We start from the raw sequence: 22,342 nt of genomic DNA on the forward strand, positions 1-22,342 counted from the left end.
CTAGATCACCAACCGGAATCGGTGACCCCACGCTCCCGGGACTTCGCAGTGTCGAGCGACTCGACATTGTCGAATGTCATGGCGGCGCTGTCGGTTCCGGCAGTGATAGCCCGCTCCAGCGAATCGGGTTTGCTCATCGGCGCGTAGGTTTGCGCGGGCATTTGGCCGCTCAGGTCCGGCATGCCCTCCACCAGATCCGACAGTTTCGGCAGGCGCGCCCGCTCCTGCTGGAAAGGCGCGAGCAGTTCCTGCGATTGGCGGCGCACATCCGCGATGGCCTCTTGCGCCGCCTGGGTGACGGCACGCGCCAATTCCGCGTATTCCAAATCCTCGATGCCGCGACCGAACTTGGTCTCGATAACGGCACCGTCCGCGTTGACCACGACGGTCACCCGGCCACCGCGCACCGTCGCCTTGCCGACCAGCGCAACGCGCTGTTGCTGCAATCGCGCGATGGAATGGAGCTGCGATTGCACCTCTTCCATCAGGTCGGCGACGTCTCCCCGAGAAAAATCGTGTGCCACGGCTACCGACCCTTACTCACTTAGTGAAGCTTTCGCCATTGCGCTCGTCGAGGTCGTGCTGCAACTTGTCGGCAACCGTGCGCTGGTTGGCGGCCACGTTATTGAAGCTGACTGCCATACCGGTGGTGCCGTCGACAAGGTTCTTCTTCGACGACTGGTAACCGTCGTTGCCGCCGGGGCCGTCCGAGAACTGTTTGCCCATCTTGTCGTCGCCCCATGGGGCACCGCGACCGGCAATCGTCGTCTTCAGGTTGTTCACCACGTCGGTGATCCGGTCACCGACATGGGCGGTCTTGCCCGCGGCAGTACGGAATTCGTCCGGGTGGAACTCGAATTTCTCGTCCGCCACAATGCACCCTTTCCCGCAGTGCGAGGGCAGCCAACCCCCGGCTCGAACCTGAAATCATTGGCGGAGTTCATGATCAGTTCACCCGATCTCCGCCATCAGTCAATAAACCGTAACACCAACGTCAGTGGTGGACCACTCCAATGGAACACCCCAGTCCTGGGGGCATCGAGCCCGCTATCAAGCGTCTACCTGGCCATGTCGCCGCTGGAATCGCTGCTCGAACTCGGCGATGTAGAGCGACGGCGCCACCGAGGACGACGACTGTTCCAGCACGCCGTCATCGGCGATGTAGAACAGCGCCCGGCCGATCGCGATCTCGCCCGGCGCGGTCGGCACGTAGACCATCCACCCGATGCTGATCCGATCCGCACGCAGGCCGTCCACCGGATACCGGGAGGTGTCGATCTCGCTGTCCAGGATGAATTGCCGCACCCTGGCGATCGCGTCCTCCTGCGGCATCGGCTCCGGCACCGTCATCGTCACACCGGCCATGGTGAGCTGGTAGAGGGCGCCGTCGATATCGAAGGAGCCGTCTTCGCCGAACACATCGACGAGGGTGGACCGGGTGACCACACCGATCTCCGCGGCGGACACCAGATTCGCGACGGCCTGCCGCTGGCGCGGGCTCGGCGCATCCGCGATCAGGCCGGACACGATATCGACCACGGAATCCGGCGACCACATGCCGGGCACCGCGTCGCTCAGTTCGTCGGCGATCGGCGAGTCACCGCGATACCAGTTGCCACCTTCCCACCAGTAGCAGAAGGACAGCAGACCAGTGGCCGCACGCGAATTCAGCACCGGATTGGCCACCCACTCCGGCGCGCCCGCGTAGAAGTCGGGCATCGGCACGCCCCGGTTGTAGACCGCGTCCAATGCCGGTGCGTTCCATACCCCGCCGGACAACACGGCCCGGCCACCCGGCACCGAGTACAGCGTGGATCCGCTGCGCCTGGAACCTTCGAACCAGCTGAGGGCGGGCAGGACTCGCGGTCCCAGCGGCGATCCGGCCGCGACGAAACCCGCGGCGATCACCGCCCAGCGGGCCGCCAGCAGCGGGAACGCGGGAAAGTCGGTGGCCGCCAACACCCCGCGCCTGCCCGCGTCCCGATCGGCCCGCGCCTGGACCGCGGCCTCCTGCGGCGTCCGCGACTGCCGATCGGCGTGGCCGATGTAGGCCGCCAGCCACACCGGGAGTTTCTCCCGGGGGTACATCTCGAGGTCGGCGCGGTAGATCTCCGGTGCGAAGAGTTGGTCGTCCGGGAACGGCTCATCGCCGTAGTCGTAATCGACCTCGACCTGACCGCTGCTGGTCAACGTCATGAGGTAGCGCCACCACGGCCCGTCGCTGAGTTGCGCCGACACGTGCCGATGCTGACGGACCAACGCCAGCACTTCCTCCGTCGGATATGCCCGCGCCATGCGGTCCTCGTCGTCGGTGAAAACGGCGAGTGCCACTTCGGCCGCGACGGTCACCGCGAAGACCGCCTCCAACCGCTGCCAGCCTGCCGGGCCGTCGGCCGCCAACTGCCTGACGATCTGATGGCTGATCGCGGTGGCGAGCTCGGCCGGATCCTCGACCGGCGGTGGGATGGGCGGCGCGCCCGCGAGGGTGAACCCGACATCGGGTTCCTGGTCATCGGCGCCGCCGGGTTCGCCGTCAACCGGCTCGGCGATACCGTCTTGCGCACCGGGCGATACCAGGAACCGCCGCATGAAAGCCGTTTGGGCAGCGGTTGTCTCGCCGCCGGGTCGCGGATGTTCCGGAGCCGACTCGTCGCGCGGCCTTGGGTCCGGAGCCTGGTCGTCTGGACTGGTCACGTCGCGGAAATCTCCTCAATCTGCGCACCGAAAAAGCAGCCGTGCCGAAGAGGTAGCCGCCCCCGCCAATCCTGGCACAGATCGCCGAACGGCGAGGTGCTGGTGCGCGGACGGGCGGCGGCGTGCGTCAAGCCTCGACGGGCAGTCCGAGCAGCGGCAATTCGAGCGGGCTGTTCGCCGATTTTTCGTTCCACGCCTGATAGACCAGCGCCGTGGGATCGGCGATCCGGAAGGCGTCCCGCAGCCCGGTCACCACCATGTCCGCCACCTTTCGATAGGCCGCCGAAGCTACCGGCCACGGCAGCTCGACCCACCAATTCTCGATGTGGTCGTCATCGGGTTCCCGCCAGCCCGCTTCGCGAATCAGGTGCCGCCCCGCCTCGCCCGCCTGCACCGTGGGATCGAGCCAGCGGTCGCCGGACAGCTGAGCCCAGACACTGTCGTCGAACTGCCGGAACTGCGCGATCCTGCTCTTGGCCGACGAGGTCGGGGCCTCGCCGATGACCACAACCGCGCCGGACGGCAGCGTCGCCAGTTGCCCGGCCAGTCCGTCGGCAAACTCCGCCCATCCCGTCACAGCAGCCCCTGTTCCTCCAGATCGACGGTCTCGTCATGATCGGCGAGCCAGGAGTTGGCCATCAGAAACAGTTCCAGCGTGGTGCCCGGGTCGCGCAGCACGAGCGTTGTTTCGGCACCTGCCCAGCGGATCTCGGGTACCGCACCGGGGATCCGGGCGGTCGGCTCGCCGAACGCACCGCTCAGCGCGGCGACCATGCCCGCGAACGCGTCCCGCGTCTGCCCGGGTTCGGCCTCGTCGTCGGAGGCGACCTGGACCTCGATCTCGCCGACCTGGCCGTCCCGACCGGTCAGCTTGGCGCTGCCCGGCCCGAACCCGGAGTCGAGCATGACCCAGTTGCCCCGCGCCGTCACCACGGTCCAGCCCATCGCCGACGCCAACCGCTCCGCGTCGTCGAGCCGCCATGACCAGTCGAGTGACCGCAGCCGACTGGCCAGCTCGACGACTTCCTCGTCGGTCAACGCATGCCATTCCGTCATGCAATCACCCTAGCTCTACCGTCGGACCTCGTCTTTTCCGCGCGATCGACTGTGCCACAACGGGTAACCATGCACAACAGACCGCCCCGGCGAATCGACGGCGGTGCGCGCTATGCCGACAGCGGACCCCTGTCGCTCTGTGCGCGCTCGATCTCGGCGACGAACCGCTCGACACCGTCGAGGGCGGCGCGGGCCTCCGGCAGGAATCGGTGACCCACCTGGAATACATGGAACATGCCTGGCCACAGCTGTACCTCGCAGCGTCCGCCCGCGGCGCGTTGGGCGGCGCCGTAGTGTTCGGCGTCGGCGCTGAGCATTTCGCTGCCGCCCGCCTGCAACAGCATCGGTGGCAGGTCGGGGCCGACATGGGCGGCCACATTCAGCCGAGGGTCGTCGAAATGGGTTGTGCCGGTGTACAAGCCGGTCATTCGGGTGGCCAGGCCGAAGGACATGAAGGCCTCGTCCACCTCCGCGCGGCGGGCGTCGGCCAACGTCCAGGTCGAATCGACCAGTGCCGAGAAGCCGACGAGTGCCTTGGGCTGAGGCAGGCCGAGCTCACGCAACTGCACGCACAGGCCGAGTGCCATGTGGCCGCCCGCCGAATCACCCATCAGCACAATGTCTTCCACTGCATGGCCCTGTTCGAGCAGCCAAAGGTAGCCGTTCAGCACGTCGTCGTGTGCGGCGGGGAATCGGTGTTCCGGGGCGCGGCGGTAGCGCAGGGTGAATGCGGAGCGGTCGAGTCGCCGCGCCAGCTCGGACACCAAGCCTCGATGGGTGGCCGGGCTGCAGCCGACATAGCCGCTGCCGTGCAGGTAATAGATGAGCGACCGGCCCGGTCGCGGTACCGCGCCGACCCACTCCCCCATGGTTCGGCCGCGCGGCCCGGCGGCATCGACCGGCGTGGTCGGAAGCGTGCGGTCGAACCAGATCCGGCAGGCGACGGCCAATCCGAGGCGCGCGCCGGCGACCCCGAGCCGATTGGCGGGCAGCCGCGCGCCGAGTGGGCGCAGGGTGGAATGCAACGCGAAAATCACGCCACGACTGGCCAGGGACAGCGGATCACCATTGATCATCTACCGATTGAACCGAACCGAACCCGGCCCTGGCAATAACGGCCGGATCGACCTGTCACAGTGCACAAAAGCGTGGTCTACCTGCTGTCTTTTGGCACAGGACCCGATGCGTACTGACTCGGTCAGGCGAAGATCGCGGCGCGGCGGGACGGGTCGGAAAGTACGTCGCGGACCAGCACGCCGAGATCCATTTCGGCGGGGAGGGAACGGTAAATCACGTCGAAAGCTGGAACGCCTGCGACGCTGACCACGAATCTGGTGTTGCGTTGGTCGTAGGGATACCAGTCGACCGCGACTGGGCCGTCGAGATCGATATCGTGGTTGCCGACGCGCAACCCGAGTCTGCCGTTGTGGCGGTAGAGCACCACCGGGACATCGCCGAGATCGCCGTAGACGCCGCCGAGTTGATGCTGGCCGGGCTGCGTCGCTTGCAGCGCGCCGGTCATCGGATCGAACTCGGCGAATACGCCGTAGCCGACGTATGGGCGCACGACAATTGTTGTGTCGCTGCCGGTTTCGCGGGTGTACGACCGCCGGCCGTGACCGTTGCCGCCATTGCGGCTGCCGTTGCCGCCCGGCTGGGGCGCGCCGCCCATGGGTGGTGGGGGCATGGGGGTCCACGGAGGCTGGGGTGACCCGGACGGATCGCCCGATGGAATCGGTCCGCCCGGTGGTGGATTCGATGGCCCGGGTAGCCCAGGTATTCCGGGGACACCAGGGGGAACAGGTCCACCGGGGGATGGAATCGGCGGATGCGGGAGGGTCGGCGGGACCGGCAAGTTCGGCGGCACCGGCAGTTTCGGTGGCACGGGCAAGTTCGGTGGGACCGGCAGTTCCGGTGGCTCCGGCAATTGCGGCGGTTCTGGCAGCTGCGGCGGTTCTGGCAACTGTGGTGGGACAGGAGGATTCGGCGGGAACGGAGGATTCGGCGGGAACGGCGGCACAGGTGGCACCGGCGGAGTCGGCGGCACAGGTGGAGTCGGTGGCACGGGCGGAGTCGGTGGCACGGGCGGAGTCGGTGGCACGGGCGGAGTCGGTGGCACGGGCGGAGTCGGCGGTGTCGGCACCTGCGGTGGCAAAGGCGGAGTCGGCGGTACCGGAACCTGCGGCGGCACCGGTGGGCGCGGCGGCTGCGGCTGCGGCTGCGGCTGCGGCTGCGGCTGCGGCTGCGGCTGCGGCTGCGGAGGAACCTTCGGAGGCTCCGGCGGTACCGTCGGCGGTTGCGGGTCTGGTACCGGCCATGGTTTCGGCGTGATGTCCACCGGGTCGGGGAATTCGAACTCGTAATTCCGCGGCGGATGCGGAATATGCGACCTCAGTGCCCGCCCAGGCAACTGCGGAGGCCGTGAATGCCGCTGGCCTGGACCAGCTTCCGGCGGATCACCACCGTCCCCTCGACTCGTACGCGAGCCGCCAGGTTCCTGCCGCGGCGCGGACTCATCCGCCGTCTCAGATTTGCGCGGCGGCTGTTCTGACCCATTCTCGGATTCCGAGTCATCACCATGCTCTCGACTGATGTGTGAGCCATCATCACCGGCCGCCTGTTGCGGAGCTGACTCATCCGGCGACTCAGATTTGCGCGGCGACTGCGAAGACCCAGCCTCAGATTCCGACTCACCGCCGTGCTCTCGGCTCGTGCGCGCACCACCATCACCGGTCTCCTGGCTCGGCGTGGACTCGTCTAGTGACTCAGGTTTGGGTGGCGACTGTTCAAGCCCAGTCTCGGATTCCTGCTCGTCGCCAGGCTCTCGACTGGTGCGTGAGCCGGCATCGGCGTTGTCCGGACTCGGCGTGGGGTCGTCGGCTGAGCCCGGCTGGCGCGGAGGTGACTGTTCCGAATCCGTCGAGGACTCTCCGTTCGTCAGCGATTCAGCGGTGGACCGGCGCGGCGATTGTTCGGGGTCTGTCGCGGGCTCGTGGTTCGACGGCTGCTCAGTACCGGCCGACGGCTCCTCGGCTGCGGCAGGATCCGGGTGTACTGACGGATCGTGGTTCGCTGATCCTGGCGGGTGGGACGGCGGACCTTGAGGGAGCACGGCGGTGGTGGGTGGGTCTTCGTCCGGGCCGTTGGAGTAGCGGCGGTCGAGTTCGTCGAACTTGGCGGTTATTTCGCGGTGGGCGTTGTCCAGGTCCGCCATCAGTTGCTGGTGTTCGAGCTGCGCCTCGAGGTCGCTGCGCATCTGTTCGAGGTGATCGAGCACCCGGCGCAGTTCGGCGTCGGCCGACTCGGCATGACGGCGGTATGCCTCGTCCAGCTTCGCCAGTTCACGGGTCAGCGCTTCATCGATTCGGGAACGCCGGTCTGTCGAATCCGACTCCGGCACACCATCATGCGCGTCGCGCTGTCCAGCCAGCTCCCGGCCGACTTGCTCCAGATGATCGAGCACCCGCTGCAAATCGGCGTCGGCCTCGTCCGAATGACGCTGATAGGACTCGTCGAGCGTGGCCAGCTCACGCGCCAGCGCCGCATCGATCCGCGAACGGGGATCCGCCGAATCCGACTCCGGCACACCATCATGCGCGTCGCGCTGTTCAGCCAGCTCGCGACCGACTTGCTCCAGATGATCGAGCACGCGCCGCAGATGAGCATCGGACTCATCCGCATGACGCCGGTAAGCCTCGTCCACCTTGGCCAGCTCACGCGCGAGCGCTTCGTCGATCCGGGTGCTCGGATCCATCGAATCCGACTCTGGCACACCATCGTTCGTGTCGAGCGGCCCGGACAGATCGCGGCCGACCTGTTCCAGATGATCGAGCACCCGCTGCAAATCGGCGTCGGCCTCGTCCGAATGACGCTGATAGGACTCGTCGAGGGCGGCCAGCTCACGCGCCAGCGCCTCGTCGATCCGGGTGCTCGGGTCCGGCTGCGCATCCGTATCCGACCGATCGTCACGCACTTCCGGTTCGGTGCGCAGCGGCGTCTCGGTTACCGACTCGGGTGTCTTCGCCCTGTCACTCGTCTCATGGGGTGTCTGTTCCAAGTCTGGCTGCCGCGCAGCGGTATCCGTGTCGGGACGATTCGGCGAACCGGTCGTTTCTTCCGGTTGCCGACCGTTGCCCTCGATAACCGGGCGCTCGGCGGCACCGTCCGATCCGGGCAGGCGAGGCGGCGGGTCGGTGGTCGAGGTAGGGGTGGGACCGTTCTCGTCAGGCCCGTCCAACTTGGGCGGAGTAGCACCGTCACCAGGGTGTCCGGACTGCTCGCCCGCAGGCAACTGCTCCGGCGCCCGATAGAACTCCTCGGCCAGGTCAGCGAGGTCGCGGATCTGCGCCGCCCGCTGCCGAACCTCGTCGCGCATCTTCGCGATTTCCGCGGCCAGTTCCTTGGGGCTCAGGCCTTCATGCTTTTCGATCTTGCCGTCGCGGTAGGCCTCGTACACCTTGCGGAAGGTCGCGTCGTCGGCCCCGGCGAGATCGACGCCGACCAGTCGGGCCCAGTCCCGGTTGGGGTCCGGCCGACCGGTTTCGGCGTCGCTGTCGCGATTCCAGGTGCCGTCGCCGTCGGGTCGGCCCGGGTGGTCCGCGAGGGTCTGCCCGAAGTCGAGTGCATCCCCGGAACGCAGTGCGTCAGCGATGATCTCGCGCAGCGCGTGGATCGCCTCGGGGTCATGGATCGGCGGCTCACCCGTCACCCGCGGGTCGGCGGACAGATCACCGCGCGGCACATCGGAATACGGATCGATCTTGATCAACGCGTCCGCGTACTCGGTGAGCGCGCTCTTCACCAGGTCCTGCTGGCCGCCGCGCTCCATCTGCGCGAGCAACTTACGCAACTTCTTCGGATCCAGGCTCTTCGAGTCGAGCCCGTGCACCAGCCTGCCCGCGTCGTTCTTGTGGTACTTCGGCGGGAACAGCTCTGACGGCTCGACCCCGAGTCGCTTCGCCAGCTGATCACGCGCGGCGGCGAAGGCGTCGGGGTCGAGGTCGCGCAGTTGCTTGGCGTACGCGACGATGTCGCCGACTTGCTGCGCGCGCAAGGCATTTCGGAACGAGCTGTCGGTCAGCGCGTCGGCAATGCGCTGCGGGGTCAACTCCGCCTCGGGGATGCCGAGACGAGTGGCCAACTGGCTGCGCGCGTCACCGATGTCGTTGAACGACTCGATAGCGTTCATCGAGCGGGCGAAGTCGGCGAGTGCCTCGATCTGCCCAGCCCGAACGGCGTTGTCCAGCTTCATATCCGCGATCGTCTGCGCCAGCCGGTCCGGGTGTAGCGCCTCCGGCTGCAACCCGAGGCTCCGCGCCAGATCCACCAGGTCCGTGAGGACTTCGGCGCGTGGTCGCGGCGGCGCATCCGGCGCATCCGCCGCCGACGGCCCGGTGTGTGGCGCGTCGGCGTTGTCGAGCACCACCGGTCGCCACTGACCGTCGCTGTCGCGCAACAGCGTTACCGCCAGATCGCGGCCGTCGATCGTCTCGCGATGGTGATAGACGTCCGGCGTCTCGACCGGTTCGAGATGGATATTGCCGTTCCGATCGGTGCGTGCCTTGTGGTAGTCGACCTCGACTTCGCCTCGGTTCACCGCCCGCGCGAGGTCCGGGTTATCGGCAAGCACCCGGGCCAGCGCGGCGGCACGGTCCTGCGGCCCATCGATGACCACGAGCCGGTCCGGCACGTCCTCGCCGACCGGAATCCGGATCACCTGGTCGCCGAACGGTTCGCCGATCGGCGGCTGATCGTCGGATTCGGGATGCACGCGAATCTCGGCGGCATCGGCGAATTCGGCGACCCGATCGGCGCGCGCCTGATTCGCGGCCCGGAGCTCGTCGATGCGCTGCGTCGTCACCGTGTCGATGTCGAGCCCGAACATCTGTGCCCAGGTGGACAATTCGTCACGGAGCTGGTCGCGGCGCAGCGCGTGCTCGAAGTACGCGCGCGGTCCCTGGTCGCGACCGAGCTCGTTGTCGTCCGGCCCGATATCACCCCACTCCTTGAGCGGGTCCGCGCCGTTGCCGACCGGCGTGTACTGCTGCACACCCGGTTCGCCCTCGAAGGCCGCGTTGATCTCCTTGAGGAAGCGGCCCATCGGGTTTTCGTCGAAGAAGCTGACCTCGTCGGAGTACGGGATCGGCACCCCGGCCGGGTCGGGCTCGCCGCGTCGGACCGGACGACCGTTGTCATCGTCGAACTCGTCCTCGTCGAGGAAAAAGTCCTCGTCCCCCTCGTCGCGCCGGTGCGCGTCGGGTCCTTCGATTTCACCGGGCGGCCGATTCCGCTGCTCGCCCTCGTCGAGTGCGGGCCGTGAATCCTGCCCTGCCACATCCTCTTTGGTGTACGGCCTGGTCTGTTCCTCGGTGAATCGCCGGTGCGCGTCGGCGAGGCCCTCGATCGCCGCCGCCTCGCGCAGCGTGCGATACTCCTGCTCGTCGATCACCCGGCGCACCGACGCCGGATCCTCGTCGGGCAGGTCGAAACCGAGCCGATCCGCCATGTCCGAGAGCGACTCGTGCTCGGGCGGTGGACCGTCCGGCTCGGGCGTCGGCGCCGGGTGCTCGGGCGGCTCCTGCTCGAGCACCCTGGCCTCGTCCTCGGAGACCAGTCCCAACCGCTCCATATCGTCGACGATCCGCTGCCGCTGGTCCGGATCCGACACGGCGAGTGCGTCTTCCAGGACGGCCCTGGCCTCGTCCGCCGAAATCTGTTTGACCTCGAAGAGATCGGTGATGGTCTCGCGCACCAGGTCCGGGTCGGCGTCGCTGACCCAGAAGCGGTACTCCTCGCCGTCCGCATTGCGCGGAACCACGAAATCGCCAGCGACATCGGGAGTTCGACCCGACAACTTACCGAAGATCGGGAGATGTTCGCGGTTCTTCCAGATCGTCGCTCCCTCCTTCAGGATACGAGCGACGTTGGGCGCCTTGTCCGATGATTCCGGAGCGGACCCGACGTGTGGGACGTCGGGCGACTGCGGCACGTGCGGCGTCGGAGCGGGAGCCGGCTCGAACAGATGCGGCGCGTTGGCGACACCATCACGCAGAGCCGTCTGCCCGCGGCCGTCCTCACCGGAGCCGGACGGATACTTGGGGTTGTCGCCCTCGTAGCCGCGAATGTAGATCTTGTCTCGAATGCGTTCCCACGCACGGCGAACCGGCGACTTCTTCTCGACCTCGCCCGAACCCTCGTGCCGCGCAGGCGGTTCCCCATCATCGACGGGCACCGCGCGCCAACGATCCTCGCCGTCCGGATGCAAGGCCAGCGGCACCTGTTCGCCGTCGACGTCAAGGGTGAGCGGATGAGTGTCGTCGGCCAGCACCACCTCGTCCGGTTCCAGAGCCTTGGGCAGGCCGGAGTCGTTGTCGCGGTGCGAGTTCGAGTCGTCGCCGGGATCACCGGGCGAGGCTGGTGGCGGTAGTTCGTTCGGCGGCTTCTTGCCACCGCTGTCCGAACCCGACGCAGGCTCGACCGGATCGCCGGGCGGCCGTTGCCCGACATCGACATTGCGCATCGCTGGTTCCCGCGGCGGCACCTCGGTATCACCGTGCTGGTGCGGAACTCCGTTCTCGTCGAACAGGATCGTGCGGGTGACCTGCACCGGATAGTCGGAGCCCGGCAGGATCGGCGGGAAGTCGTGTGGCGGGCCGACGGTCGGATCGTGCACCACGATCTCGCCGTTCTCCTTGAGCAGCACGTAGGCGTGCGCGCCGACGTTGTGCTCGTCGGACTTGCCGTACACGTCGACGACCAGCGCGGCCACCCCGTCGGGGCGCTCGATCCGGTTGCCGTCGGAGTCGAGCACGAAGCTCCCGTCCGGCCTGGTCTCGTACCTCAGCGCGTCGCGAATCTCGTTGTGATCCGCGACATCTCGCAGCGGCGCGTGGGCCGCCTGCTCGATTTCCCCCTGGGATACCCCGTCCAGGCCGATTTCCCTGGTCGGCACCTCGATCACGTCGCTGCCGGTGACCTGGCGGATCAGTTCGAGACTGCGGATCGCGCAGTCGCGCGGCTGCTCGGTGCCGGACGGATCCGGTCGCGCGGCGGTGTGGTCGTCAGCGGTGCCCGCGACGGGATCCGGGTGCGTGGTCCGGTCGGCGCGCGGCGACGAATCGGAGCCGTTCACCGGGGCGAGCGGCAACAAACCTGCGGCGTCGAGCGGCGACGGGCCGTCGCCCTCGTGTCGAGGTTGCACACCATCCACAGGGGAATCGACCTGCCGCGGCGCGGAGTTATCCGCGTCGGCTCGTGCTCGCGGCGAGTGCTCACCGCTCGAACCCGACTGCAGGGCCGACCGATGGTCGGCGCCACGTGGCGCGTCCGCTACGCCGGAGCGACTCGGCTCGGACCTGGTCCGCGGCGCGGTGCCGTCGCCACGGACCTCACTCGCGCGGGGGCGATCGGTGCCCGCGCGCCCGTCGCCCGCCGGTCGTCCATCCGGAGTGCCGGCCCGCGGTTGCTCGACGCGCGGCGCGTCTGAGCCGGTGTGTGCACGCACCTCACCGGATGCTGGCCGCGGTGAACTGGATGATGCTGGGGTGCTGCGACTTTCGCCAACCGTCGCGGGGTTGGCCGAGCTCGGATGGGCAGGCGCAGCGCCCGGATTGGCGGGCGTCGGATGGACAGGCGCGTTGGCGACCAGTCCGCCATCGCCATTGTGCAGCGAAACCTGGTCTTTGCCAGTCGATGTGGCATCTAACCGACCGTCGGAACCCGCGCCACGCACGGCATCCGCCTCTGGCGCCACGCCCGCCCGCTGGGTTGCGGCATCGCCCGAATCGGCATGCCCCGCAGCGCGGTCGGCACCGTCGACCGGTCGAGCGCTGCCGTCACCGACCCTGGCTTGGCCGTCGCCATCGCCATGGGCCCGCGTCGAATCCCCGGCCGCCCGGTCCGCGTCGCCCGATCGACTTCCAGCGTCGCCAGCTCTCTGACTGTCGCCAGATCCGTTGGTATCGCCTGAGTTCCGGCCGTCACCACGGCTGTCATCGGACCCATTGATTCCGTCCGAGTTCCGACTGTCGCCCGCTACGCGACTATCCCCAGACCCGTCGGTATCGCTCGAATTCCGCCCGTCACCCGCTCCACGGCTATCCCCAGACCCATTGGTCTCGCCCGGGTTCCGGCTGTCTCCCGCCCCGCGACTATCGCCAGATCCATTGGTCTCGCTCGAGTTCCGCCCGTCACCCGCTCCACGGCTATCGCCAGACCCGTTGGTCTCACCCGAATTCCGACTGTCACCGGATCCGGTGCTCTCACCCGAATTCCGCCCGTTGCCCGCGTCCGCGCCGTTCTGTCGGCCGCTGGTATCTCCCCCGGCACGGCTGTTCGCATCTCCGGCCCCGGCAGGCCTGGTCGCACCGCCGTCACCGGTCGTGCCGCGGCCGCTGCCATCCCCCGCGCCGGCGGGCAGTCCGGCGCCATCCGGCCGAAATCCAACGCGGACACCGTCACTCGAATTCGCCCCGGCACCGCCCGAGCCGTTGAAAATATCGTCGAAGCGGGCGCCGAACCCGGGCCTGTTGAACAGGTCCGGCCGCATCTTGCTCCAAGCATGCTGTGCGCCGACCTTGTTCAAGCCGGACATCGCGCCGTTCGACGCGCCCGCGGTGAACATCCGCCAATCGACCTGGGTGTTCTTCAGGTTGTTCCACGCGTCGCCCAAGCCGTGATGTGCGGTGTCGAGCCCGAATTGCGTGCCGGTCGCGGCGACGAATCCCGCACCGGCGCCCAGCAGACCGGCAGCGGGGCCGGTGATCGCGGCACGCATCCACGGCTTCATCTCCGAGCTCAGCCGGTGGCCGAGCCACTCCCCGAACGGGCCCGCCACCGCACCGCCCGCGGCCGAGCTCACCGCGGTGACGACGACCTGGTCCCAGTTGATCTCCTTGCGGTGACCGTGCTCGACCTGCCACTGCTGCACGCCGAGTTCCTGCAGCGTGCCGAGTACCGTATCGATCGCCACGTGCCGTAGCAGGAACTGCGCCAGCTTCGACGCGACCAGCTTGCCCGCGTGCCGGATGATCGCGGAGACCACCCGCTCGCCGATGATGCGCACCGCCAGCCGGGTGAGCCCGATCGCGGCCGCCTCGACGGCGGGCGCGGTCGGCGGAAACAGCCACGCCGCAGCCATTTCACCGGCCAGCATGCCCAGCGACGACCAGTACATCAGCTTGGCGTACTCGATCTCGGTGCCGACACCGTTGGCGGATTCGCCGATCTGATCGAAGAGTTCGGCCAGCTTGGTCAGCGACTGGTCCTTCTCCGAGCCGTCGCCGGACCGCATGCTGTCGAAGCCCTTGATCATCTCCTCGATGCCGTCACCCTCGGGATAGGCGGTGAGCGAGGCGCTCTTCGCGGCGTCGATATCGCCGAGGATGGTGCGCAGATCGGCGGCGGCGGTGTGCCAATCCTGGGCGAGGGCCCACATCTCGTCTTCGTTGCCCTCGGGCCACTCCATGCCGACAATCGGCTCGAGCCACTCCAGGAAGCCCGGCAGTTCGATCATGTTCGACTATTCCGATATCAGCGGCTCGCCCGGGCGAACGGGCCGCCCCGCAACGGGTTTCGGCGGCTGCCCGCAGCTGGTCCGATCGTCATCCGGGTCGGACCCTCGGTCAGGAGAAACCGTCGCGGTTGCCGTGTTCCATCTTGTCGAGCAGCTCGGCGCTCTTGGTCTGGCCGGTCGAGAAGTTGTCGAGCGAGCCCGCGATGTTCTGCGCGCCGGTGATCATGTTGTCCCGCGAGGAGGTGTAGCCCTTCGCGAAGTTGCTGCCGAGTGAGTCGTTGCCCCAAGGGTTTCCGCGTGCGTTGAGCGACGCCTGCAGGGTGTGCAGCACCGTGTTGATCCGGTCGCGTGCGTCTCCGGTCTTCTGGGCTGCCTTGTAGAACAGAACCGAGTCGTACTGGAATTTGTCCGCCACCGCGTTCCCTCCGCGTATGTGCGAGTCACCCCGCACCTACATCAGCTCGTACGCATCCGACGATGACACCCGATAGCAACTCCCCTGTTGCTCGCACATGAACGGAAAGTGCCGCGACAGTTACATGCAACAACTGGGTACACCTAGCCGTTCACCTGACGAAATGTGCTACGCGCGTTGGTGTTCAACGAGTGGGCGACCCTGGCTCCGTGAGCGGTAGACGCCGAGGTGGCAAACACACCGCCACCGACTGTGGTGCCGGTCGGCACGGCGTTACATGCATCTCGAACCTAGAAAACGACTCGACCATCTCATCGGGGGGGGAATCTCAACCGCACACGGCATCAGCTACGTCGCGGGAGTCAGCGGGCGCCTACGCGGCCCGGCGGCCAGGTTCCGGGGGCATGCGCAGATTGGCGTCGCTTTGTGCATGCCCCCAGATCCCGACTTTGATGTTACATCAAACAATGTGCCGCTGTCTAGCGGCAAGTTCCCCAACGGGGATCCCACCCGCGAGAACAGCCCGTGCTACTGACCGGGCAGCTCGTCGGCCAACTCGGCGATATCGCGTTCGAGGTACCACGCGACGAATCGATTGACCAGCTCGGCCGCCGCCTGACCAGGCACGACCCGGGCGGCAGCCACTCGCTCGGCGAGCACCGCCCGATCCTCCGGCGTGCGCCCCGACTGCCGGAACGACTGCCACGCGGTCCGCTCGAACACGTCGACGAAGCGACGGGCAATGCGATCGCAATCGCCCCGCAATCGCTCCACCTCATCGAGCACCTGGGCCGGCGACGCCCCCGCCGCCGCCAATTGCTCGGCGATCCGAACGAGCTGCTGGTCGGCCACCACGTAGGTGGCGGCATCGAGCGGTTCATACATCCCGGCCGCGACAACCCGGGCGAGACCATGCGGGACGTCACGATACCGATCCGCGAGTTCCGTTGCGGCAACGACCTTTTCCCGGACGGCATGGATCGAACCCGGCTCGCTCGGCGCGCCGATATCGGCAACCACACCGGGCTCGGCCATGCCCTCCGGCTCGGGCACACCGAGGATGTCGCCGAGGTCGTCGCCGCGGTCCCACGCCTCGAGCAATTCCCGGATGCCGTTCAGCTTGATGCCACGATCCAGCAACCGGCCGATGGTGCGTACCCGGTTGAGATGATCGGACCCGTAGAAACCGGTGCGCCCCTTCACCTGTGGCGGCGGCAGCACGCCGCGCTCGTGATAGACGCGCAGGCTCCGCACGGTCGTGCCGGCCTCACGCGCCAGCTCGTCGATCGTAAACTCCGTACCTGCTGCCATAGCTCAAGGAAACCACACCGAAACCTGGCTTGATCGCTGTCCGAGGTCAGCCGAGCCCGGATGACGATCGAGTTTCATGAGATGACATTCATGTACATCTATTGAACGTGCCGTTAAACAGCGGTACGTTACGTAGCGATATGACTGCCGTCACATGAAAGGCCCAGGCATGACCATCGTTCGACCTCCCTCAGAGACGCAGGAGCCGTCCGCCGCACGTGCCCTGCATGCCGAGGACGCGGGCTATCACAAGGCGCTACGCCCACGCCAACTGCAGATGATCGCCATCGGCGGCGCGATCGGTACCGGGCTGTTCCTAGGTGCGGGCGGCAGACTGAAAGACGCAGGCGCAGGGCTTTTCCTGGCGTATGCCGTGTGCGGCGTCTTCGTGTTCTTCATCCTGCGGGCACTCGGTGAGCTGATCCTGCATCGCCCGTCGTCGGGCTCGTTCGTCTCCTACGCTCGCGAGTTCTACGGCGAGAAGCTGGCGTTCGGCGTCGGCTGGATGTACTTCTTCCACTGGTGTATGACCGGCATCGTCGACATCACCGCGATCGCCACCTATGTCCACTATTGGGGCAGCATGCAGGTGATCCCGCAGTGGGTGATCGCGTTCGTCGCGCTGGCCGTGGTGGTCGCCATCAACATGGTGTCGGTCCGCTGGTTCGGCGAGATGGAATTCTGGGCGGCACTGATCAAGGTGATCGCGCTGGTGGGCTTCCTCATCGTCGGCACCATCTTCCTCGCGGGCCGACGCCCGATCGAAGGCAAGAACACCGGGATCAGCGTGATCAGCGATCATGGCGGCTTGCTGCCGAACGGCATCGTCCCGATCGTGCTGTGCACCACCGGCGTCATCTTCGCCTATGCCGCAGTGGAATTGATCGGTACCGCCGCCGGTGAGGCGGAGAACCCGGAAAAGATCATGCCGCGGGCCATCAACTCGGTGATCGCCCGTATCGCGCTGTTCTACGTCGGTTCGCTGGTGCTGCTCTCGCTGCTGCTGCCCTACACCGCCTTCAAGTCCGGTGAGAGCCCGTTCGTCACCTTCTTCTCCAAGATCGGTGTCGGCGGCGCGGGCACGATCATGAACCTGGTCGTGCTGACCGCGGCTTTCTCCAGTCTCAACGCCGGGTTGTACTCGACCGGCCGCATCCTGCGGTCCATGTCGATGAACGGCAGTGCGCCCGCGATGGCGGGACTGATGTCCAAACGAGGCGTGCCCTATGTCGGCATCCTCGCCACCGGCGCGGTCGCGCTGATCGGTGTCGGGCTCAATGCCCTGGTCCCGGACAAGGCCTTCGAGATCGTGCTGAACATGTCGGCACTGGGCACCATCACGGCGTGGGCGGCGATCGTGGTCTGCCAGCTCAAGCTGTGGCGCTGGTCGAAGGAAGGGAAGATGGAGCGGCCCTCGTTCCGGCTGATCGGCGCGCCGTACACGAGCATCGCGACGCTGATCTTCCTGGCCGCGGTGGTCGTGCTCATGCTGTTCAGCAGCAGCGAGGTGCAGCGCGGCGCGGTCATCGCGATGGGCGTGATCATGCTCCCGGCCATGGTCATCGGCTGGTTCTTCGCGCGCGGCCGGGTCATGCGTCTCGCGGAATTACGCGAGGGTTATACCGGCGCGTTCCCGGTGGTCGCGGAGCGTCCGATGGAACATCGCGACCCTCGTATCGCCAAAATATCCCCTGCAAGCAACAACACCGCAACGAACAATGAGGCAGAATCGCGATAGGCCGACCTATCCCCGCCCGCTCCGCTACCACGGTTGTCCACCGGTGTCGCGGAGCGGAGCGGGTTCGGCCGATGTCGTACGCGTTGGTGCTGAGAGGGTCGAATGCCGGAACACTTCAGTGGCTCCGATGACCTCAGCCCGGCGGCGCAATCGACCACCCTCACCCAGGACCCCGCCGAAGCGGCGTTCCGGGCCACCTATGCCTGGGCGACCCGACGAGCATCGCCCACCGAAACCACTCCCTGGTCGCCCGAGCAGGACGATGCGACAGCGGCGGAGGCCGACCCGGGTTCGGAGCGCAGCGTTCGATCCCGGCCGAGTGTTCGCCGGCTCAGCGCGGGCCTGGTCGAGCTGCCGCGGGTGGCGCAGGTCGACCCGGCCACCGCGATACTGACCAATCCCGAAGTGCCCGAAGACAAACGGTTCTGCTGGAAATGCCAGAAGCCCGTCGGCCGCTCGACCGGCGACGGACCCGTCGCATCGGCGGGCAAATGCCCGCATTGCGGGTCACCGTTCAACTTCCGGCCATTGTTGGCGCCCGGCGATCTGGTGGCCGACCAGTACGAGGTGCAGGGTTGCCTCGCGTACGGCGGTATGGGCTGGATATTCCTCGCCCGCGATCGCAATGTCAGCGACCGCTGGGTGGTCCTGAAGGGATTGCAGAACCCGCTCGATTTCGAGGCGCACGTCGTCGCGCTGGCCGAACGTCAGTTCCTGTCGGAAATGGCGCATCCGGGCATCGTCAAGATATTCAACTTCGTCAAACACCGCTCGGCGGACGGAATTCCGTGCGGGTACATCGTGATGGAGTACGTGGGCGGGCAATCGCTGAAGGAAATGCTCGATCTGCGCGCACCCGAACACATTCCCGTCGCCGAGGCCATCGCCTATGTGATGGAGGTGCTGCCCGCACTGGATTACCTGCACTCGTTCGGCCTGGCCTACAACGATCTGAAACCCGACAACATCATGGTCACCGAGGACGAGGTCAAACTCATCGATCTCGGCGCGGTAGCGGCCAGGGAATCCGGCGGCAGTCTTTACGGCACCCTCGGATATCAGGCACCCGAATTCACCACTACCGGTCCGACCATCGCCTCCGACATCCACACCGTCGGCCGGACATTGGCCGCGTTGACCCTGGACATGCCCACCGAACCGCGCGGCCCGAAACTTCCCGGTATCCCGACGGCCGACGAGGAGCCGGTGCTGCGCCGCTATCCCGCCTTCGAGCGGTTGCTGTTGCGGGCGACCGACCCGGATCCGGACCAGCGTTTCCCCACCGCCTACGCGATGTACCGCCAGCTGGCCGGCGTGCTCCGTACCGTCCTCGCCGAGGACACGAATCGGGAATACCCGCAGACCTCCGCCGTATTCGGTTCGCTACGAGGCGATTTCGGCATCGACACGTTGATCCGGCAGACCGAAGGGGTCATCGAGGGTGTGCATCAGGTGCCGATGCTCGACCCGCCGAGTGTCGTGGCCGCACTGCCGGTGCCGCTGATCGACAGCGAGGATCCGAGTGCGGAACTGCTGTCGCCGCTGCTGCATGGTGACCCGCAGCAGACCCTGGACACTCTGCGGCAGAGCACCGCCGACATGACCGCAGGAGCCATCGGCACACCCGAGACCTTCGACCTGGAAGGCACCTTGACCGCGGTCCGGGCGCACCTGGACCTCGGTGCGGTCGAGCAGGCACGCGAATGCCTCGCGCTGTTGCTGCCCGATCACCGCGCGGACTGGCGGATCGATTGGTACACCGGCATCGCGGAGCTGTCCTGCGCCGACTACGCCAAGGCCTACGCACAATTCGATCGCGTCCACTCCATGGTCCCCGGCGAGATCGCGCCGCTGCTCGCGCTGGCCGCGACCGCCGAGCTGCTGCTGCAGACGAACGCCGATGCGCAGAATCAGTGGCGGCGCGCGGCGACCGAGTACTACCGGTCCGTCTGGCGGAACACCCGCGGTGTGGCGAGCGCGGCCTTCGGTCTGGCGCGCAGGCTCGCCGTCGACGGCGACGTGTTCACCGCAGTCGCCACGCTGCGGCAGGTGCCGGATTCGTCGCGCCACCACAACGCCGCGCAGATGACCGCGTGCCTGCTGCTGGTTACCCGTCCGGTGACCGAACTGACCCAAACCGACCTCGACGCGGCGGCGGCGCACCTGCACGCATTGCCGGACGATCCGCGACTGATGCAGCTGCAGGCCATTGTCCTGACCGCCGCGCTGGCATGGCTGAGCAGAGGTGGACAACCAGAGTCGCGGGCCACCATCCTCGGGTTCCGCTATACCGAGACGGGCCTGCGCGGTGGACTGGAATCGACGCTGCGCGCGGTCGCGCGGGCCACATCGAACCGGCTGCATCGCTACGCGCTGATCGATCTGGCGAACGACATTCGTCCCCGTTCCCTCTGGTAGGCAGCGGGTATCGCACCTCCACGCCAGCACGCATGGCGACCCGCGGCTTACCGCCGCATCCGGCACGGCATGATCAATGGCTGTGCGTGTGCTGCTGCAACGAGTGAGCTCGGCCCAGGTGACCGTCGACGACGAGGTCGTCGGCCGCATCGACCCGTCCGCGGCCGGGGTGCCACACGGCCTGCTCGCGCTGGTCGGCGCCACCCACGGCGACACCGAGGCGACCGCGAAAGCGCTGGCAGACAAGGTATGGCGGCTGCGCATCCTCGACGGCGAACGCTCCGCCGCCGACCTGGCCGCGCCGATCCTGGTGGTCAGCCAGTTCACCCTCTACGCCGACACCGCGAAGGGCCGCCGCCCGTCCTGGAACGCCGCCGCACCGGGTCCGGTCGCGCAGCCGCTCTTCGAGGCGTTCGTCCGCGCGCTGCGCGAACTCGGCGCGACGGTTTCGACAGGCCGGTTCGGCGCGCATATGCAGGTCGAACTGGTCAACGACGGACCGGTCACACTGCTGCTGGAAGGTTGACCGCGGCTACCCACGAGTTCCCGCATCGGCGCCGCCGGTTTCGCGCACACCCCCGCGAAGGATCCTGGTGCGCCGAGCCGATAACCGTGACAGACTCGTGCGTTAGAAGGTGCGGGTGGCTCGATGCCGCCGGTTAGCGGAGGATCATGCTGGAAACGAGGGACGCGATGGATCTGGACGCGCTGGAGCGTCGGGTCGCCGCGGATCGGTATGCGGCGCTTGATCGTTCGATCGAGGCGGATCTGCGACTGGCCACCTCGCTCGCCGATCTGGCGAAGGGCTTTATCGCCACCAAGACCAACGGGTCGGTTCGCGACCGGACCAGGGACGCGCTGGCTCCCGCCGAGGAGGCGGTCGCCATCCGGCTGCGGCTGCTCTCCACCGGACAGGTACTGAACGCTCGGCTCGCAGGCGAGCTGAACGAGGCCCTCCGGTCGGTCGAACTCGCGGCACGGGACAGCGGTCGCCGGGAACTCGCGACCACCACCATCCGCCGCGCCTGTGAGGCCTACCGGCAGGTGGCGCGCATCCATCCGGAGGTCGCCGGCCTGTGCGCCGACGGGCTGTCGAAATGTGGTGTGTGGCTTGGCCGTCTCGATCAGGACGCCGCCGTCGCGGCGACCGAAGAGGCCGCGCGGATTCGTAGCGCGCTGGCCGCTGCCGCGCCGGAGCTCTCCGGTAAGTACCTGGCCAGCCTGAGCACGTTGCTGCGGACGCTGATGGTCGGCCGGTCGCGCAAGCAGGCCCTGTCGATGTATCGCGAGCGGTACTCCGCGTTCACCTCGACGAGCATGTCGATCCGGTTGCGCGCCTGCGGGGTTCAAGACCTCGACCTGACGCCGAAGTCGTACAAGGCGCTCGCCGAACTCGGTGTCCGCACGCTGGAGCAGGCCGGGCGGCTGACCCAGCAGCAGATCCTGTTCAAGTCCTCGGGCGATCTGTCGACCGTCGAGGAGATCAACTGGAAGCTGGCCCTGGTCGGCCTGCGACCGCTGCTGCCCGGCGCGGAACCCGATCCGCCGTCGATGCCGGTGCAGATCGGTACCAGCTTCGGCGCACTGAGCGTGTACTGCCCGGTGCCGGACGCGATCGCGCAGATCCGGGCGGCGATCATCGGCGCCTATGCGACCGACGACGCCTATCCGCTGGATCGGGAGAGCTATCTCGGTGCGCGCGAGGAACATTGGAAAATCACCGACGCCGAGGTGAACACCGCGGAGAAGCTCAGCGACGATGTGGTGCTGATCGATCAGCCCTATGGCGGCTGGGTGACGGTGATGAGCCTGCACTGGGAGCTGACGCCGGTCGGCAAGCATCCGCTGGCGCGGCGGCTGTCCCAGGATTGGCCGGTGGCCGCGATCACGGTGACCGAGCACGTCGCCTATGAGCTGTGCTGGTACGAGCACGGCGCGGCCACCCAGTACGCCGCGCTCGGCCGGCCGGCCGGGCAGGCGCCGCTGGACAAACCGTTGGCGCCGTTGGACTTCAAGATGCTGGCCGACCTGAACGCCGACCGCGCGAACGAGACGAAACTTCGCGCGGCGTTTGGCAATACCCAGATGTTCGCCAACCTCACCTATCTGCCGTCGAGCGGCCTGCGGCAGATCAGCGCGAGCACCCCGCTCGCCGAGCACGGTGATCGCGTGCTGTTCTTCCGCACGACACCGTGAG

13 protein-coding genes are annotated in these 22,342 nt (G+C 67.3%); 4 read left to right on the forward strand and 9 right to left on the reverse strand.

The window, feature by feature from the left end:
- Positions 1 to 5: 5 nt before the first annotated feature.
- The 9 genes from ACFWF1_RS27060 to ACFWF1_RS27100 form a co-directional block, all read right to left on the reverse strand.
- The gene (locus tag ACFWF1_RS27060) at positions 6 to 524 is read right to left on the reverse strand and encodes a YbaB/EbfC family nucleoid-associated protein (protein ID WP_379286773.1); all 519 of its coding nucleotides are present in this window, start codon (positions 522 to 524) and stop codon (positions 6 to 8) included.
- A gap of 16 nt (positions 525 to 540) precedes the next feature.
- Positions 541 to 873 (reverse strand): hypothetical protein, encoded by a 333-nt coding sequence (locus ACFWF1_RS27065; RefSeq protein WP_379286772.1) that lies wholly within the window; start codon positions 871 to 873, stop codon positions 541 to 543.
- Between the two features lie 177 nt (positions 874 to 1,050).
- Positions 1,051 to 2,694, reverse strand: coding sequence for a hypothetical protein (locus ACFWF1_RS27070; RefSeq protein ID WP_379286770.1), 1,644 nt, complete (start codon positions 2,692 to 2,694; stop codon positions 1,051 to 1,053).
- Positions 2,695 to 2,821: 127 nt separating this feature from the next.
- Positions 2,822 to 3,271, reverse strand: a complete 450-nt coding sequence (locus tag ACFWF1_RS27075) for a hypothetical protein (protein ID WP_379286768.1) — start codon at positions 3,269 to 3,271, stop codon at positions 2,822 to 2,824.
- Positions 3,268 to 3,750, reverse strand: a complete 483-nt coding sequence (locus ACFWF1_RS27080) for a DUF6301 family protein (RefSeq protein WP_379286766.1) — start codon at positions 3,748 to 3,750, stop codon at positions 3,268 to 3,270. The genes ACFWF1_RS27075 and ACFWF1_RS27080 overlap by 4 nt, the downstream gene beginning before the upstream one ends.
- 110 nt (positions 3,751 to 3,860) lie before the next feature.
- Positions 3,861 to 4,826 carry an alpha/beta hydrolase gene (locus ACFWF1_RS27085; RefSeq protein WP_379286764.1) on the reverse strand — a complete coding sequence of 322 codons (966 nt, stop codon included), beginning with the start codon at positions 4,824 to 4,826 and terminating at the stop codon, positions 3,861 to 3,863.
- 122 nt (positions 4,827 to 4,948) lie between these two features.
- Positions 4,949 to 14,263 (reverse strand): hypothetical protein, encoded by a 9,315-nt coding sequence (locus ACFWF1_RS27090; protein ID WP_379286763.1) that lies wholly within the window; start codon positions 14,261 to 14,263, stop codon positions 4,949 to 4,951.
- A 109-nt stretch (positions 14,264 to 14,372) separates the two neighbouring features.
- Positions 14,373 to 14,678 carry a hypothetical protein gene (locus tag ACFWF1_RS27095; RefSeq protein WP_379286761.1) on the reverse strand — a complete coding sequence of 102 codons (306 nt, stop codon included), beginning with the start codon at positions 14,676 to 14,678 and terminating at the stop codon, positions 14,373 to 14,375.
- A gap of 528 nt (positions 14,679 to 15,206) precedes the next feature.
- Positions 15,207 to 15,989 (reverse strand): MerR family transcriptional regulator, encoded by a 783-nt coding sequence (locus tag ACFWF1_RS27100; RefSeq protein ID WP_379286759.1) that lies wholly within the window; start codon positions 15,987 to 15,989, stop codon positions 15,207 to 15,209.
- A gap of 169 nt (positions 15,990 to 16,158) precedes the next feature.
- On the opposite strand from ACFWF1_RS27100, the gene ACFWF1_RS27105 reads away from it, so the two are divergent.
- From ACFWF1_RS27105 to ACFWF1_RS27120, 4 genes are all read left to right on the forward strand, one after another.
- On the forward strand, positions 16,159 to 17,727 hold the full coding sequence (locus ACFWF1_RS27105) for an amino acid permease (protein ID WP_379286757.1): 1,569 nt from the start codon (positions 16,159 to 16,161) through the stop codon (positions 17,725 to 17,727).
- A 102-nt stretch (positions 17,728 to 17,829) separates the two neighbouring features.
- Positions 17,830 to 20,145 (forward strand): serine/threonine-protein kinase PknG, encoded by a 2,316-nt coding sequence (locus ACFWF1_RS27110; protein ID WP_379286755.1) that lies wholly within the window; start codon positions 17,830 to 17,832, stop codon positions 20,143 to 20,145.
- Positions 20,146 to 20,227: 82 nt separating this feature from the next.
- Positions 20,228 to 20,671, forward strand: a complete 444-nt coding sequence (dtd, locus tag ACFWF1_RS27115; RefSeq protein WP_379286886.1) for a D-aminoacyl-tRNA deacylase — start codon at positions 20,228 to 20,230, stop codon at positions 20,669 to 20,671.
- Between the two features lie 146 nt (positions 20,672 to 20,817).
- Positions 20,818 to 22,341 (forward strand): hypothetical protein, encoded by a 1,524-nt coding sequence (locus ACFWF1_RS27120; RefSeq protein WP_379286753.1) that lies wholly within the window; start codon positions 20,818 to 20,820, stop codon positions 22,339 to 22,341.
- Position 22,342 lies beyond the last annotated feature (1 nt).

This window comes from Nocardia sp. NPDC060255, assembly GCF_042727395.1.
Classification (GTDB): Bacteria; Actinomycetota; Actinomycetes; order Mycobacteriales; family Mycobacteriaceae; genus Nocardia.

What these genes read in the sequence shown, in the direction of transcription:
- ACFWF1_RS27080 (WP_379286766.1), bottom strand. Translation starts at nt 3,750, where the DNA reads ATGACGGAATGGCATGCGTTGACCGACGAGGAAGTCGTCGAGCTGGCC.
- ACFWF1_RS27085 (WP_379286764.1), bottom strand. Translation starts at nt 4,826, where the DNA reads ATGATCAATGGTGATCCGCTGTCCCTGGCCAGTCGTGGCGTGATTTTC.
- ACFWF1_RS27090 (WP_379286763.1), bottom strand. Translation starts at nt 14,263, where the DNA reads ATGATCGAACTGCCGGGCTTCCTGGAGTGGCTCGAGCCGATTGTCGGC.
- ACFWF1_RS27100 (WP_379286759.1), bottom strand. Translation starts at nt 15,989, where the DNA reads ATGGCAGCAGGTACGGAGTTTACGATCGACGAGCTGGCGCGTGAGGCC.
- ACFWF1_RS27105 (WP_379286757.1), top strand. Translation starts at nt 16,159, where the DNA reads ATGACCATCGTTCGACCTCCCTCAGAGACGCAGGAGCCGTCCGCCGCA.
- ACFWF1_RS27110 (WP_379286755.1), top strand. Translation starts at nt 17,830, where the DNA reads ATGCCGGAACACTTCAGTGGCTCCGATGACCTCAGCCCGGCGGCGCAA.
- ACFWF1_RS27120 (WP_379286753.1), top strand. Translation starts at nt 20,818, where the DNA reads ATGCTGGAAACGAGGGACGCGATGGATCTGGACGCGCTGGAGCGTCGG.